The 15466-nt window shown below is 74.7% G+C and carries 11 protein-coding genes; 4 read left to right on the forward strand and 7 right to left on the reverse strand.

Annotated features, from left to right (window positions below; translation table 11 throughout):
• Positions 1-189: 189 nt before the first annotated feature.
• Positions 190-378: a CsbD family protein gene (locus tag ABNF97_RS32295; protein ID WP_349340835.1), complete on the reverse strand. Its 189-nt coding sequence runs from the start codon at positions 376-378 to the stop codon at positions 190-192.
• Between the two features lie 220 nt (positions 379-598).
• Between ABNF97_RS32295 and ABNF97_RS32300 the strand changes: the two genes are divergently transcribed.
• Positions 599-2218 (forward strand): SMI1/KNR4 family protein, encoded by a 1620-nt coding sequence (locus tag ABNF97_RS32300; RefSeq protein ID WP_349340836.1) that lies wholly within the window; start codon positions 599-601, stop codon positions 2216-2218.
• 30 nt (positions 2219-2248) lie between these two features.
• Here ABNF97_RS32300 and ABNF97_RS32305 read toward each other — a convergent pair whose 3' ends face one another.
• From ABNF97_RS32305 to ABNF97_RS32330, 6 genes are all read right to left on the reverse strand, one after another.
• A complete protein-coding gene (locus ABNF97_RS32305) occupies positions 2249-2986 on the reverse strand; it encodes a cellulose binding domain-containing protein (protein WP_130464756.1) in 738 nt (245 codons plus the stop codon).
• Between the two features lie 70 nt (positions 2987-3056).
• The gene (locus ABNF97_RS32310) at positions 3057-3440 is read right to left on the reverse strand and encodes a DUF742 domain-containing protein (protein ID WP_349340837.1); all 384 of its coding nucleotides are present in this window, start codon (positions 3438-3440) and stop codon (positions 3057-3059) included.
• 6 nt (positions 3441-3446) lie between these two features.
• Complete coding sequence (locus ABNF97_RS32315; RefSeq protein ID WP_130464755.1) at positions 3447-3866, reverse strand: roadblock/LC7 domain-containing protein; 420 nt, start codon at positions 3864-3866, stop codon at positions 3447-3449.
• Positions 3838-6312 (reverse strand): sensor histidine kinase, encoded by a 2475-nt coding sequence (locus tag ABNF97_RS32320; protein ID WP_349340838.1) that lies wholly within the window; start codon positions 6310-6312, stop codon positions 3838-3840. The genes ABNF97_RS32315 and ABNF97_RS32320 overlap by 29 nt, the downstream gene beginning before the upstream one ends.
• Positions 6309-8936, reverse strand: a complete 2628-nt coding sequence (locus ABNF97_RS32325) for a helix-turn-helix transcriptional regulator (RefSeq protein WP_349340839.1) — start codon at positions 8934-8936, stop codon at positions 6309-6311. The genes ABNF97_RS32320 and ABNF97_RS32325 overlap by 4 nt, the downstream gene beginning before the upstream one ends.
• Positions 8933-10222 (reverse strand): Hsp70 family protein, encoded by a 1290-nt coding sequence (locus ABNF97_RS32330; RefSeq protein WP_349340840.1) that lies wholly within the window; start codon positions 10220-10222, stop codon positions 8933-8935. The genes ABNF97_RS32325 and ABNF97_RS32330 overlap by 4 nt, the downstream gene beginning before the upstream one ends.
• 498 nt (positions 10223-10720) lie before the next feature.
• On the opposite strand from ABNF97_RS32330, the gene ABNF97_RS32335 reads away from it, so the two are divergent.
• The 3 genes from ABNF97_RS32335 to ABNF97_RS32345 all read left to right on the forward strand — a co-directional run bounded on the left by ABNF97_RS32335 (position 10721) and on the right by ABNF97_RS32345 (position 15358).
• Positions 10721-11638 carry an IniB N-terminal domain-containing protein gene (locus ABNF97_RS32335; protein ID WP_349340841.1) on the forward strand — a complete coding sequence of 306 codons (918 nt, stop codon included), beginning with the start codon at positions 10721-10723 and terminating at the stop codon, positions 11636-11638.
• 103 nt (positions 11639-11741) lie between these two features.
• Positions 11742-13805, forward strand: coding sequence for a dynamin family protein (locus ABNF97_RS32340; protein ID WP_349340859.1), 2064 nt, complete (start codon positions 11742-11744; stop codon positions 13803-13805).
• Entirely contained in the window at positions 13802-15358 is a 1557-nt protein-coding gene (locus ABNF97_RS32345) for a hypothetical protein (protein ID WP_349340842.1), read from the forward strand. Before ABNF97_RS32340 ends, ABNF97_RS32345 begins: the two co-directional genes overlap by 4 nt.
• The last annotated feature ends 108 nt before the right edge of the window (positions 15359-15466 follow it).

Consider the following 15466-nt stretch of genomic DNA (forward strand, 5'->3'; position numbering starts at 1 on the left):
AGGAGGTCCTCGCCGCTGGCCGTCTCACCGGCGGCTGCGTCGACCGCCGCCTCGCAATGAGTGTTCGTCACGGTTGCCATCAGAGAATCCCTATCTGTCTGATTTCCACCGTTTACGTTACACTCCCACGAACCCGGGTGGTGGATGCCCAGGGTCGAGGCAGCCACCACCCGGGTTCGGGTGCGGAACTCAGGGCCGGAACGCGTCCCGGGTGTCCCGTGCGGCGTCGCCCACGTGGTCACCGGCCTGCTTGACGTTCGCCTCGGTCTGCTCGGTGGCGCCCTCGGCCTGAAGCCGCTCGTTGTCGGTCGCCTCGCCGACCTTCTCCTTGGCCGCTCCGGCGACTTCCTCGATCTTGTGCCGGATCTTGTCTCCCATGCCCATTGTGTCCTCCAGATTTTCGCCGAGCTGCGGTCCGCATCTCGCCGTCCTTCAATTGCCCATCGGCACCCCGGGCGAAACGGGCGCGGCGGCGGTCTCGGTCGGCCGGAGCGGTACCGCGGGTACCGGTCGGTTTCGGTAGGCTGCGGGCGACCTGGGAGGCAGGCGGGGGTGACCTGGGGAGGCCGCGATGTCCTGGCCGGACGGTGGAGCGTGGGTGGTTGCCCCGACCTCGTCGGGCGCGAGCTGGGCCCTGGCCACCGCCGCCCTCTGCGCGGCGTCGACGGCCCGGACGGCGGTGCTCCGGATCGTCGACGACAGTCCCGGCGACGATCCTGACGGCAGTCCCGGCGGCAGTCCCGGCGGCAGTCCCGACGACATCTCCGATGGCAGTCCCGACGACCGGCGCACGCTGCTGCGGGACAGCCTCGTCAGCCATGTCGAGGTGCGCGCCGGTGCCGCATCCCCGGTGGGCGTCGACGACCTGGTCGGGCTCGTCGGGGCGCTGTCGCGCACCCACGGGCTGGTCCTGGTGACCGGGGCACCCGGTCTCGCCGTACCGCTGGGTCGTGCCGGCTGGACCCTCGCGGACCTGGCCTGGGCGCTCGGCGCCCCGGTGGTGCTCGTCGCCGACCTGGGGCCGGACGCGGCCAACCACACCACGCTGGCCCTCGACGTCCTCGCCGGACGCGTCCTCGCCGGAACGATCGTCGCGGTCGGCGACGGCGACGAACCCGCCGGGCTGCCGGTCGGGCTGGCCGGCCGGATCCCGGCTGACGCGGCCGACCGGCCGGAGGAGTTCCGGGCGGCGGCCCCGGGCTGGCTCGATCCGCTGCTGCACGCCACCCGTCGCCCGACCGCCACCACCGCTGCCGCGCCGCCCGGGGCTGCACCGCCGACCACACCAGGCAGCGACCCGGCGGAACCGAGCAACGACCCGGCGGAGCCGCCGGGTCGCCGGTTGGTCCGGGCCCCGGCCCGCCGGACGGTCAGCGGCAAGCGGGTGCTGATCGTCCTGCTCGTGGTCTTTCTCGGCTCGGTGCTGCTGCTCTGTGGCCTGAACGTCGTCGCGCCGACCAATCCGGCCACCGTCACCCGGTACCGGATCGGCACGACCCAGGTCGCGCCGGACGACACACGGCCCTCCGCCCGGCTCCCGGTGCCGGTCACCACCTGGCCCACCGCCCGGCCCCCGGTGCCGCTCCGGACCCCGACTCCGTCCCGGTCGCCGTCGGTCGCCGCCTGCGCGCACCCGACCGGAAAGGTCGTCCCCACCGTGCCGGACGCGGCGACCAGGGCCAGGGTCGACGCCGCCTGGCTACGCATCGAGCGCTGGCTCGCCCGGCATGCCCCGCGTAGCCGGGCCGGCCTGCGTCCGCCCGCCGCGCCGGCCCGGATCGCCGCCCTGCAGACCCGGATGTCGATGCCGTTCCCGGCCGACCTGGTCGCCTCGTTGCGCCGGCACGACGGCGCGGACGACTTCGATCTGCCCCCCTTCTACCAGCCGATGCGGCTCGACCAGATCGCCGCCGACATGGCGGTGAACTGCAGGGTCCGGGCCGATGCTCCGGTCGACGAGGACTGGTGGCACCCGTCCTTCGTGCCGTTCGCGTCGGCGGGTGACGGTGGAAGCCTGCTGGTCGACCAGCGGCCCGGTGGGCACGGCCGGGTCGGCGAGTTCTATCCCGAGGACGGTACCGGGTTCGACGGCTGGCCGGCGTCGGTCGCCGAACTGCTGAACGGGGTGGCGAGGTCGCTGGAGACCGGCGAGCCGTACGCCGGACGGTACGGCCCGACCGTCGACGCCGAGGGCCGGCTCGACTGGACGATCGAATAGCGACCCGGCGGGAGGATCCCTGGCGGGAGGTTACGCCTGGCAGGGGCGGTTGTTGATCGTGCAGGCGGTGGGCTCGCCGTCGATCAGCGCGCCGTCGACCCGGAAGCGCACCTGCACCGAGCCGCGCGGCGGCACCCGGCTGGTCGCCCGGTCCGGGACGAAGGTCCAGGTGGCGCCCTCGCGGCTGGCCTGGGCACCATCCACCGCCGCGACGGACTGGGTCTGTCGGGGCAGCGTGATGACGAGCCGCCAGCCGGTGGCCGGACCCGGGCCGGGGTTCGTGATGGTCACCGAGGCGGTGTAGTTGAGCAGCGTGACGTCCTCGGTCGCGTACCGGGCGGTCAGGGTCGGCGGCGGGGCCGGTGACGGGGGCGCCGGGCGCTGCGGCCTGCTCCGGGTCCCGGCCCGGGACGGGGTCGCCGACGGCGGCAGCGGCGAGGCCGCGGGCGGGGTCGCGCTGCCACTGACCCCGTCGTCCGTGCCGTCCCCGGGGTCCACCTCGGCCTCGGCCGACGGCGGCGGCGCCACACCCAGCGGAGCCATCCGGTCCGGCGTGCGGAACAGTGTGACGACGAGGAATCCGGTGCCGATGACCGCGACCAGCGCCGCCGCGACGATCAGGCCCGCCGCCACCCGGTCACCGCGACGTACCGGCAGCAGCCCGACCATCCGGCGGGCCAGGGCACGGACCGCCGCGACCCCGGCGAGCAGTGCGTCCAGGACGGCGACCGGCAGGGTACGCGCCGGACGTTGTCGAACCTTGCGCACGTGACTCCCCTTTCGCTGCACGTGCGGCGACACCGCGCCGCTCTCGCCGGTCAGGCCCGGGCCCTGCGGATCAGAGGGCCCGCAGCCCGGCGAGCACCGCCTCCAGCAGATCCTCCGAGGGCGCGTCCAGCACCGGTGGCTCGTGGGTGTCGATCAGTCCCGCCTCCAGCAGGTCGCCGAGAAGCACCCGTACGGTGCCGACCGGCAGGTCCAGCGCGGCGGCGATCTCCGCCACCGAGAGCGGCCGGCGACAACTGGCGAGGATCTCGGACTGCTCCGGAGTCAGATCGGCGCGCTGCGGCACCGGCCAGCGGGCCACCACCAGCGAGATCAGATCGAACTGTCCCCGAATCGGCTGCGTCCTGCCCCGCGTCATCGCGTACGGGCGGACCACCGGCCCGGCGTCCTGGTCGTACCAGGCGTCGTCGTGCCGACCTCCTGCACCGGTGCGCACCGCGTGTCACCCCCCGGTCAGATCATCGGCCGGTACCGGAAAGGTGGGCAGGTGCGTGTCGGCCCGGCCGGCCGCCAACGCCACCTCGTACGCCATCTCGTCGACGTCGGCGTCCCCGGCGAACCGGACGGCGAGGATCGCGCCGCCCCGGGTCGCGGCCACGAAGAGGAAGGCCCGGTGCATCTGCACGATGACCTGCCGGACCCCGCCGGGACCGGAGTAGCGGCTGGCGGCCTGGGCCAGCGCCTGCAACCCGGCGACCACACTGGAGAGCTGGTCGGCGAGTTCGCCGCCGACTCCCCGGGAGACCCCGAGCAGCAGCCCGTCGGGGGAGAGCGCCACGGCGTGCTCGGCCGCCGAGACCCGGTCCACGAACTCGTCGAGTATCCGGACCAGGTTATCCGTCGTGACCACTGCGTGAGTCACCTGTCGTCCTCTCGCTGCTTTCGGGTTGGTCGTCGCGGGGTGCCGGGAGCGCTACCGGCAGCTCCATCGTCGGCGACCAGTCGGTTGCGGCACGCCGGACCGGCGCGCCGTTCGGAGCGGAGCCGGCCCCCCGGCTCGGGATGCCGACCGGGGAGCCCGGGTCCGGACGGCGGACCCGGACCGGCAGCGCCGGGGCGGCCCCGGGTCGGGGCGCACCAGCCGGCGGTCCGACGACGGTGTCGGCCGGCCGCCCCGGGGCGGCGGTGGTGCCCGGGGCAGGGGTCGGTGCGGGATCGGATGTATCGATCAGCAGCGTAGCCGGCACCAGCACGATCGCGGCCGTCCCGCCCCGAGGGCCGGCCGTCAATTCGACGGTGACCCCGTGCCGGCGGGCGAGCCGGCCGACCACGTACATCCCGACGGCGCCGGTGAGCGGGCCGGTGTTCGGAGTGTCCCGGATCAACTGGTTGAGCGCGTCCAGTTCGGCCGGGCCCCGGCCCACACCGTCGTCGCTGATGATGATCACCCGACCGCCGTCGCGTACCTCGTTGGCGATCCGGACCGTGGTGGTCGGGGCCGATCCGGCGAGCGCGGCCTCGACGAGTTCGGCGAGCAGATGGATCAGGTCGGGCAGGGCCCGTCCGGCGACCGACCCGGACCAGTTGGGCGCCACCAGTACCCGTGGATAGTCCGAAACCTCGGCGACCGCGCCCCGCACCACGTCGACCAGCGGCACCGGCCGCCGCCACCGCCGGCCGGGCGTACCGCCGGAGAGGCTGATCAGCTGTTCCACGTTGCGCCGGATCCGGGTGGCGAGGTGGTCGAGCTGGAACAGCTCGGACAGCTCCTCGGTCTCGGTCTCCCGCCGCTCCATCGCGTCGAGCAGACCGATCTGCCGGTGCAGCAGGCTCTGGTTCTCCCGGGTCAACCAGACGTTGACCTCCCGGGCCCGTTGGTGCGCGGCGAGCCGGGCCGAGATCTGCGCGGCCCGCTCGGTCACCCGCTCGGTCTCCGCCTGCCGTCGCCCGGTCTGCGCCACGAGCTGCTCCCGCTGGCTGGCGAGCCGCTTGCGCTGCGCGGCCAGCTCGGTCGCCCGGTCGGTCAGCGTGGCGGCCCGGTTCCGCTGGGCGGCCAGCTCCGCTCTCAGGCCGTCCCGGGCACTTGCCAGCGCGGCGTTCTCACCGCCCAGCTCGTCGAGGCGGGCGACGATCCGCCGGGAGCCGCGCAGGGTCAGTACGGCGGCGGCCACCAGCACCACCAGGCCGAGTCCACCGACCAGGCCGGCCCGGGTGACCACCCCGGCGGCGCCCCGGGTGGCCCGGTCGACGCTGTCCCGGACCCCGGCGGTGACCAGGGCCCGCAGTTCGGACAGGGCCGGTTCGGTCGCCGCCTGCCAGCGGGCGGGCGGGACCGGCGGGTTTCCGCCGTTCCAGTCGGCCGCCAGGAGTTCCGTCTCGGCGGCGTGCAGGGTGGCGAAGACCGGACCGTCGACCAGCCGGTCGAAGTCGGCCCGCTCCGCCCCGGGCAGTCCGCTCCCCGCCTCGGCCCGGACGAACCGGGCCACCGCGACGAGGTCGACCAGCCGGGCGTGCTCCGCCGGGGTCAACCGGGGCGAGGCGAGCGCCCCGGCCACCAGGGCGTCCTCCCGGGAGAGCAGCTCGGCGGCGCGGGAGAGCGCGAGAAGGGTACGGGTCTCCTCCATCAGGTCGCTGCGCCGGCTGGTCCACTGCGAGCCGTACACCGCGAAGCCGGCGTCGATGATGTTCGCGTACGACGCGGCGGCGCTGGCCCGGTCCACCCGCCTGCCGTCGATGTCGTCGCGGAGCGACCGGAGGTCGTCCAGGCGCCGGATGAGTTCCGCCGCCCGTTCCCGGACCCCGCCGACGGTGACCAGCCGGAGATCCGTCTCCCCGGTGAACCGCCGCAGCGCCCCGACCGCCGCGTCGGTGCGGCCGCGCTGTTCGCGCAGGGCGGCCCGGTGCCGTCCCGGCGCGGCCAGCTCGACCATGCTGAGCCGGCGTTCCGCCTGGAGGCCGAGGATCAGCGCGTCGGTCGGCTGGCCGAGCTGGGTGCCGAGGGCGCGGACCGCGAGCAGGTCCATCGCGTCCCGGGAGGTCAGGAAGGTGGCGTAGCTCCAGAGGACGGTCAGGACGACGAGCAGGGCGGCAGCCTTGGCCACGATCCGGCTGGGCACCGGACCGACCGGCCGCTCCGCCGAATCCACCGGCCGTGCCCGGTCACCCGGCTGTTCCGCCGGCCGTGCCCGGTCACCCGGCTGTTCCGCCGGCCGTGCCCGGTCACCCGGCTGTTCCGCCGGCCGTGCCCGGCCGACCGGGCCGTCCACGGGTGCGGCGTCCGCCGGGGTACGGGTGGTACCCCCTCGGGCGGCACCCCCTCGACGGAGGCCGGAGCCGAGCGCCGCCATCCGCCGGGCCGCCGCCTTCACCGTGCCGTCCGCTGTGGCCAGGGCGAACCGACCGGACGGCCGCCGGATCGCTCCTCGACGATGGCACGCAGCCGGGCCAGCAGCTCGCTTCGGTTCGCGCAGTTCAACCGCTGACGCATCCGGGCCACGTGGTGTTCGACGGTCTTGGCGGAGATGAACAACCGGTCGCCGATCTGCTTGTACGTCAGGCCGCTGAGCACCAGTTCCGCGACCTCCCGCTCCCGTTCGCTGAGCCGGTTCTCGGCCGGTACCGCGATGTCGTCCGCCACCCGGCCCGGTCCGGTACCCGCCGCTGCGGTGCCGCCCTTCGCGCCGGCCGGTCGGCCCTGGAGCATCCGGGCACAGTCCAGCAGGGTGGTCATCGCCTTCCGGTCGGAGGTGCGGATCGCGGCCTGGCCGGCGAGCCTTGCGCCGTCCCAGCAGAGTCCGATGCCGTGCAGGCCCCGGGCGGCCGTCTCCACCCGCGCCGGGTCGACGGCGCCGCGCAGCACCTCGACCCAGCTCTGCCCGGCGGCGGCCACCACCGAGGCGTACCGGGTGTGCCCGGTGGCGGCGGCCAGCGCGGCGACGTGCTCGTCCGCCACCGCTGGCCGGTCGGCCAGAATCGCGGCGTGCAGGCAGCTCCAGTGCAGCGGGGTTGTCCACAGTGGTGGGTCGCCCAGCCGGGCCAGCAGGTCCCGGGCCTCGCCCAGATAGGGGGCGAGCCGGTCCAGCTCGCCGAGCCGGGCGGCGGCGATGGCGAACTCGCCGAGCGGCAGCAGGGTGAACAGGTCGACCGGGTGGCGTACCACCGCCTCCCGGGCGCGTTCCCAGCCGCGTTGCAGGGCCGGCAGGTCGCTGTTGCGCCGGGCGGTGCCGAGGTCCAGCGCGGCGGCGAAGATCAGGTCGCGGGATTCCAGCGGTACCGGGCCGGCGGTGACCGCCGCCAACTGTGCGGCGGCCTCGGTGGCCCGGCCGCGGACCATCAGCAGCCAGGCCTGGAGCAGTCGGTGCCGGCGGGCGGTCAGCGCCGCGCCGAGCCCGGCGGCGACGGCCCGGTCCAGGGCCCGCTCGCCGATGTCCAGTTCGCCGCAGTGCAACGCCACCAGGGCGGCCAGCGCCGCCGGGGTCTCCGGCAGCAGCACCGACCGGCCGGCCGGTTCGAGCAGGGCGGACGCCTGCACCAGGGTGGAGAGGGCGGCGGTGGGCGGGCCGGAGAGAGTCTCCCGCAACCCTCGGGCCATCAGCAGCGCGGCACTGGCGAGCAGCGTCGGCGGACCGTCGGCGGGCGGGTCGGCGAGGATCCGATCGAGCTGCTCGACCCGGCCGGCGCCGGCCGCGCCGATAGCGGCGAACGCCAGCGAGGACGGGGTACCCGACCAGCCGTACAGCTCGACCGCGCGATCCGTGTGGCCCCGGTGCACCAGCGCGGTCGCGGCGACCGCCGCCCCGTCCGCCCGGTCCGGCGAGTCCGGCGCGGCGATCAGCCGGTCGGCCAGGCGCAGCGCGGAGTCGAGGTCGGCGGAGAGCGCCGCCGCCATCGCCCGCCGGGCGGCGACCGGCCGCCCCGCCGCACCGGCAACCGCGAAGAGCCGGGCCGCCAGCGCCGGATCGTCGCCCAGCGCCTCGTCACCGGCGGCCTCCGCGACGCCGGCCGGGCAACTGCCGCCGAAGCCGCCGTCGAGCATCGACCGGACCAGCGGGAGTACCCGGCCGCCACGCTGTAGCTGCAACTCCGCCAGGCGCTGCCAGACGGCCGCCCGCTGGCTCGCCGGGCTCAGCGCGGCGATCGCCCGCCGGACGATCGGAGCGAGCCGGTCGTCCGGCCCGAGCAGCCCGGCGGCCCGGGCGGCGGCCAGCAGTTCGTCGAGCTCGTCCGGGTGCCGGGAGAGCAGCGCGCCGAGCAGGTCGGTGGGGAGCGCCGGGCCGGCCGCCATCGCGAGCAGCAGCCGGCGTACCTCGATGTCCAGGCTCTCCAGCTCCGGCGCGAACTGGAGCAGTACCGACCGGGGCACCTCCAGGGTCGGCGCCGGGCGGTCGGCACCGGTGTGCGGCCGCTGCACGCGAGCGGGCCGGCGGTCGGCCGGGCGCTGCGCCCGGGCCAGCCACTCGACGAACCGGGGTACGCCACCGGTCTGCTCCTGCACCAGCCGGGCGACCCCGGGCGGGGGTGCCGAGCCGTACGCGGTGCCGAGGTAGGCCGCGGTGCGCGCCTCGGTGAACGGGCCGGGCAGCACCGGTGGACCGCCGCGGTGCAGTACCTCGGCCAGCTCGGTCAGCCCGACCGGCCGGGGCCAGGGCCGGAACGCCACCGCCAGCCGGGCCCGGCCGGTCTCGGCCAGCCGGCGCAGCTCGGCCAGGGCGGTGGCGTCGAGCAGGTGGGCGTCGTCGACCAGTACGGCGCAGTCCGGGTCCGCCGGGTCGGTCAGCTCCCGCCAGGAATCGAGCACGGGCACCCCGGCCCGCTGGTAGCCCCGGCGCAGCCGGGCCAGTACGGCCGTCTTGCCGTGCCCGCCCGCCGCCTGTACGGCGGTGCAGAGCGGTGCGTCCGGATCGGCGTCGACCCGGGCCAGGAAGGCGGTGGTCTGCTCGTCCAGTACGAGCGGGGCGTCGGTGCCGGTACGCGGCGTCAAGGCGGTCGTCACCGGCCCCACCCGGGCGGGGCGGCGACGGTCAGCGGATCCGCCCCGACGACCGAGCCGAGCAGTACGCCGAGCGCGGTCACCAGGACCACCAGGCCGATGACCCGGCTGTCGCGGCCGGACCCGAGGCGGGACAGTGCCCGCATCGGCAGCTCCAGGGGGGTGATCTTGACCGGAGGCCGGGGCGGCAGTGTGGAGCGTTCCTCGTCGTACCGGCCGGGTTCGCGGCCGTCGCCGGGCCGGCCGGGTTGCCGGCGGGCCGGATCCGCGCGCCGGGCACCGGGTCGGGGCGGGCGCATCACCGGCGGGCGGGGTGGTGGCCGGTTGCCCCGCTGCCGGTCCAGCAGTTGACTGCCGGCCACCGCGGCGCCGGCCGCGACGGTGAGCTGCGGGTCGGCCTCGACCTCGACGGGTACCGGGAATCTGGCCGCGAGCAGCTCCCGCACCAGCGGGATCCGGGCCGAGCCGCCGGCCAGCAGGACGCCGTCGAGCCGGTGCGGCGCCAGGCCGCAGGACCGGACCGTACGGGTCAGCTCGTCCACGGTCAGCGTGACGGCGGGCCGGATCAGGTCTTCGAACTCGGCGCGGCGTACCGGCACCCGGGTCTGCCGGCCGGGCAGCCGGACCGGTACGTCGGCGGTGTCGGCGGCGGTCAGTTCCGCCTTGGCGCGGCGGCACTCCCGGCGCAGCCCGAGCAGGGCCTGCCGGACGAGTGGGCCTGTCGGGTCCGCGAGTTCCTTGGCCAGCCCGGCTTCCTTGGCCAGCCCGGCGCGGACGTGTTCGACCAGTGCCTCGTCGAAGTCGGCCCCGGCGGGCGGCTCGCCGTCGGTGAGCCCGCCGCGCAGGTCGAAGCCGCGTGGCTGGGCCCGGTCGACGACGGCGGTGGAGTAGGTGTGCCCGCCGAGGAGGTAGACCCCGAGGGTGCGGCCGGTGAAGCCGTGCGCGGCGTGGCTGGCGGCGGCGAGGACGGGTGCCGGCAGCAGGGTCGCGTCGGCGAGACCGACCTCCCAGAGCGCCTCGCCGAGCAACTGCCGCCGGTAGTCGCCCCAGCCGGCCGGATGGCTGAGCACTATCCCCTCTGGACGTTCGCGTTCCTGGTCGACCACCCGCTCGACCACCCACATCGCGAGCATGGCGGTGAGTGCCTGCGCCGAGCACGTCTCGCCGCCGACCAGCAGTGGCACGTCGTCGCCGATCCGGTTGCCGAAGCCGCGGGCGACCCAGCCACTGTCGACCGGACCGTCGTACTCGTCCGGGTCGGCAACCGTGATCGACCGGTTGCTCGACATCAGCAGGACGGAGGGAACGGAACAGCCCGCCGGCCCGAGCCGGACGGGTTCGGGGGGATCCCAACTGTTGCCCCGGAGGCGGGCGACAGCGGCAGCCGTACCGGTACTGCCGATATCGATTCCGAGGACGTAGGGCATCCGATCATTCCTTCACCGCGAGTAATCACCCCGGGACGGCGCGTACCGTGTCGCAGCCCATCCGGGGACGACCCCGGGCGGCTGGGATCGCCCGGTGGGCCGTTAGGGAGTCATCTTTTCGTACCAGAGATCTATCCGCCATCGGGACCCTAACTCGGCCGGAACGCATCCCCTATGCCCCTAACGCAGATCTAAGGCACGGCCCTAGCGGACCCGTCGGGGAACCCCGGCGCGGTCCCCGATGTCAGGCTCGGCGGAACCGGTCTACCGTCTGGGGCAGACATCCGGCGGCGGCGTACACGCGGCCACCACACCCCACCGGACCCGGGCCGGGCGGGACCGCACCGAGGAGACCGGCACATGGGCTCGCCCCAGACACTGCACGACTTCGTCCTGAACCTGCTGACCAATCCGGACGCCCGGTCGGCCTTCGAGATCGACCCGGAGGGGACGCTGCGCGACGCCGGACTGGCCGACATCAGCGTCGCGGACGTCCAGGACGTGGTGCCGCTGGTGGTGGACTACGCGCCGGTCCAGGGCCTCACCTCGCTCGCGCCGGTCGGCGACGACGTGGGCCTGGGGCAGTTCCAGCTCGACCCGAGCGGTGTCATCGGCCAGTTGCAGAGCGTCGCCACGCAGCTCGGCGTCCCCGCGCAGTCGACGGGCTCGGGCCCGGACGTCAACGCGGCGACGCTGGGTGCGATCAGTGTCGCGCCGGGCGCGCTCGGCGGCGTACTGCCGGGACTCGGCACCGACCCGCTCGCCGACCCGCTGGGTCTGGTCGATCCGCTGGTACCGACCGGTGTGGACGTCGCCGACACCCTCGATTCCGAGGTGGTGGACCCGGCGCTCACCGACACCGGCGACGCCGTCGGCACCACGGACGGACTGGGGGACCCCGCGCAGGGCGGGCAGGTCGGCCTGGTCGACTTCGCCGGGGACACCGTGCGGGGCACACTGGACGACGTCACCGGGCTGGTCGACTCGCTCGGTGTCGGCGGCACGGTCGGCGGCACCGTCGGCGGCGTGACCGACACCGTCGGCGGTGTGACCGACACGGTGACCGGGGTCGGCGACGCGCTCGACCTCGAACCACTCGGCTCGACCGGGGCGCCGGTGCTCGACGGCACCACCTCGACGGTGACCGGCCTCACCGACAGCCTCGGCAACACTCTCAACGACACCACCTCGGGTGTCATCGGTGACAGCGGCCATGCCGGAGACGTAGACGCCTCCACCTCCGGCGGCCTCCTGGGAATCACGGACGACCTTCTCTGAGCGCGGGAAGCCCGTGAGGCCCGCCGAAGGCCGGACCGTGGTCCCACGGTCCGGCCTTCGGTCCTCTTGATAATTACGGCGTAACCGGCACACTTGGTGCGTGATGGCGCCCCCCTGGCTTGACGTACTCGACGAGATCGTGCGGGTCTCCGGCGCGCACGGTCGGGGTGACCTCATCTCGTGGCTTCGGCTCCGGCGAGCCCAGCTGCTGGACCCGCGACTGCGGGTACTGATCGTGGGCGAGCCCAAACAGGGCAAGAGCCAGCTCGTCAACGCGCTGCTCAACGCCTCGGTCTGCCCGGTGGGAGACGGGGTGAGCACCACCATCCCGACCGTGGTCGGGCATGCCGAGGCGCCGACCGCCGCCCTGGTCTGGAGCCCGCCACCGGCACCCGACCAGGTGGCGAACGGTCAGGACCCGCAGCGACCGCCCGGCCGGCGTCGCGCCGGCCAGGGACCATCGGTGCGGAGCGGCCCGGCCGGCCCGGGCGGCGCACCCGTGGCCGGCGCCCGCCCCGGCATGGCGGTGCCCGGACCGGCACAACGGATCGCCGTACCGATCGAGCAGATCGCGGCCCGGATCAGTGGCCGCGGCGGCGGCATCGGGGACGTACCCGCCGGCTCGGCGGTGGCCGGGCCGTCCGGCGGGGGGCGGACGGTCGGCGGCGGGACGATGCGACGGCGGCCGGGCGGCGGGCTGGAACACGCCGAGATCGGCCTCCCCCGGGCGCTGCTCGCCTCCGGACTCGTCCTCGTCGACACCCCCGGAGTGGACGGCACCGACCCGGGCCGGGCGATCAGTCCGGCCGCCACCCCGAGCCAGGCCGACCTGGTGCTGCTGGTCTCGGACGTGACCCGGGAGCTGTCGGTCGCCGAGCTGAACCTGTTGCTGCACATCGCGCAGTCGCACGCCAACCTGGCGGTGGTGCAGAGCAAAATCGACATGGTGCCGCACTGGCGCGCGGTGGTCGAGCGCAACCGGCAGCACCTGGCCGACGCGGGCGTACCGGCGACGCTGATCCCGGTCTCCGCGACGCTGCGGTTGCAGGCGGCCCGGGGCAACGACAAGCAGCTCAACGCCGAGTCGTACTTCCCCGAGCTGGTCAACCGGATCAAGCGTGACCAGGCCGGCAAGGCCGACGCGCTGGCCAGGGCGGCGGTGGCGCTGGGCGCCCGGACCGTCCTCGAACAGCTCGCGGCGCCACTGCGCGCCGAACTCGCGGTCTCGAAGGAGGCCGCCGTCGAGCAGTCCGGCCCGATCTCGAAACTGCACGCCGCCCAGCGCGAGGTGGACGAGCTGCGCCGCTGCTCGGTGCGGTGGCAGAACACCCTGAACGACGAGATGGCCGACCTGATCTCCGACGTGGAGTACGACCTGCGAGACCGTACCCGACAGATCCTGCGCAAGGTGGACGAGGCGTTCGACACGGCCGACCCGCTGACCGGCTGGGACACCTTCCAGGAGTGGCTGACCGAGAACCTCACCGAGGCGGCCGAGGCGAACTACGCCTGGCTGGCCGAACGCTGCGGCTGGATCGCCAACCGGGTCGCCGGCCAGTTCGACCGGTACGGCTTCGACGCGCTGCCGAGCTGGTCGGTACGGGTACCGGAGAACCTCGGCGACCGGATCCAGATCATGGAGCAGCCGACCGTCGAGAGGTTCACCCGAACCCAGAAGCTAGTCACCGGCCTGCGCGGCTCGTACGGCGGAGTGCTGATGTTCGGCCTGGCGACCACGCTGGCCGGGATGCCGCTGATCAACCCGATCTCGCTCGGCGCCGGTGCGCTGTTCGGCGGCAAGAGCGTCCGCGACGAGGGGAAGTCGCTGCTCAAACGCCGGCAGGCGGCGGTCAAGGCGGCGACCCAGCGGCACGTCGACGACTTCTTCCTCCGGCTGAGCAAGGACTGCAAGGACACCGCCCGGCAGGTGCAGCGGATGCTCCGGGACCACTTCACCGGGCTGACCGAGGAGTTGCAGGAGGGCATCGTCCGGTCGTTCCGGACCGCCAAGCAGGCGGCCGAGGCCGACGCGGCCGAGCGGGACCAGCGGCAGCGCCGGATCGCCCTGGAGATGAAGCGGCTGGCCGACCTCTACGAGAAGGCCCAGGCACTGGCCGGCGCGCAGCCCCTCGGCACCGGGTCCACCGACCTGGAAGCCAACCCGTGAGTCGGGTGGGCCGGCTGGACGAGGCGGCCTGGGGGCTGGTGCACGAGGCGCTGGAGGTCTACGGCAACGATCCCTCGGCGGTGGAGCAGTTGCACCGGCAGTTCGCCCGGTTCGAGGAGCCGCTGCGGATCGCCGTCGCCGGCCCGTGGCGGTCCGGCAAGTCCACACTGGTCAACGCGGTGATGGGCGAGGCGGTCGCGCCGGTCGAGGTGGCCGACGGCGGCCAGGTCTTCACCTGGTACGAGGACGGGCCGGAGCCCCGGGTCACCGCGTACCCGGCCGGGGGTGCGCCCCGGGACCTCGCGGTGACCCGTACCGCCAGCGGGATGCGGGTGGACCTCGGCGGCGGGCGGTGGGACCGGGTCGACGACATCGTGGTGCAGTGGCCGACCCGGGCGCTGCGGCACGCCGTACTGATCGACACTCCGGCGGTCAGCCACCGGGCCGACGACCGGACGGCCGGCGAGGACGCCGGGACCGGCAGCGGGCGGCTGGCCCTCGGGGCGGGGCCGACCGCCGGGGGAGACGCCGAACTGGTCGGCGGCTCCGGTGGGGGCGCGGCCACCGTGCAGCGGATCGTCCGCGAGGCGGATGCGGTGCTCTATCTGAGCCGGGACGGCAGCGGAGACGACCTGCGGCCGTTCCAGGCGGCACAGTCGGGCTCGGTGGCCCGGGCCGCGCCGGTGAACGTACTCCTGGTGTTGTCCAGAGTGGACGAGCTGGCCGGGGGGCGGGTCGATGCGCTGCTCACCGCCCGGCAGCTCGCCCGCAGGCACCGCCGCGACCCGCGGATCAACGCGTACTGCCTGAGCGTGGTCGCGCTCGGCGGCCTCGTCGCGCTCGCCGGCCGGATGCTGAGCGAGTCGGAGTACGCCGTGCTGAACGCGCTGGCCGGGCTGCCGCGGGCGGAGACGGATCGGCTGCTGCTCTCCACCGACCGGTTCCTCGCCGCCGACTTCCCGATTCCGCTCGACCCGGAAACCCGCCGCCGGCTGCTCGACCGGCTCGGCATCTTCGGGGTACGTCTGTCGACCACCCTGGTCCGGACCGGCGCCGACAGCCGGGCCCGGCTCGCCGCCGAACTGGTCCGGCGCAGTGGCCTGACCGAGCTGCGCGAGTCGATGGCCCGATATTTCGTGGACCGCGCCCCGGTGCTCAAGGCCCGCGCGGTGTTGATGGCGCTGGAGTCGCTGCTCCGGACCGAGCCGCGACCGGGCGCGGCGGAGCTCCTCGCCCGGCTGGAGCAGGTGCTGGCCGGTGCGCACGAGTTCCGCGAACTGCGGCTCTCGGCCGCGCTGCTCGGCGGACAGCTCCGGTTCGACCCGGAGTTGTCGGCCGAGGCCAACCGGCTGATCGGCGGGGACGGGGCGAGCCTGGCGGCCCGGCTCGGCGTCGAGCACGACGTCTCCGGCGACGAGCTGTGGGCGCGCGGCTCGGCGGCGGTACGCCGCTGGCAGGACCTGGCCGAGGACCCGCTGCGCGGCGTCGACCAGCGCCGCGCCGCAAGGATCGTGGTACGCAGCTGCGAGGGAATCCTCGCCGAACTCTCCTGACCGTCGCCCGGCGCCCCGCAGGGGTCGGCGAGAACCTGCTGTCTCCGGGAAACAGTGCCTACGGACGCCTGCTGAAGCAACTCTTTCCCGGAAACAGCACGAGCCCAC

This window comes from Plantactinospora sp. B6F1, assembly GCF_040120695.1.
Classification (GTDB): Bacteria; Actinomycetota; Actinomycetes; order Mycobacteriales; family Micromonosporaceae; genus Plantactinospora.

Excerpts from the sequence above, each read along its gene's own strand:
- ABNF97_RS32330 (WP_349340840.1), bottom strand. The coding sequence starts at position 10,222 with ATGTCGAGCAACCGGTCGATCACGGTTGCCGACCCGGACGAGTACGAC.
- ABNF97_RS32340 (WP_349340859.1), top strand. The coding sequence starts at position 11,742 with ATGGCGCCCCCCTGGCTTGACGTACTCGACGAGATCGTGCGGGTCTCC.
- ABNF97_RS32335 (WP_349340841.1), top strand. The coding sequence starts at position 10,721 with ATGGGCTCGCCCCAGACACTGCACGACTTCGTCCTGAACCTGCTGACC.
- ABNF97_RS32295 (WP_349340835.1), bottom strand. The coding sequence starts at position 378 with ATGGGAGACAAGATCCGGCACAAGATCGAGGAAGTCGCCGGAGCGGCC.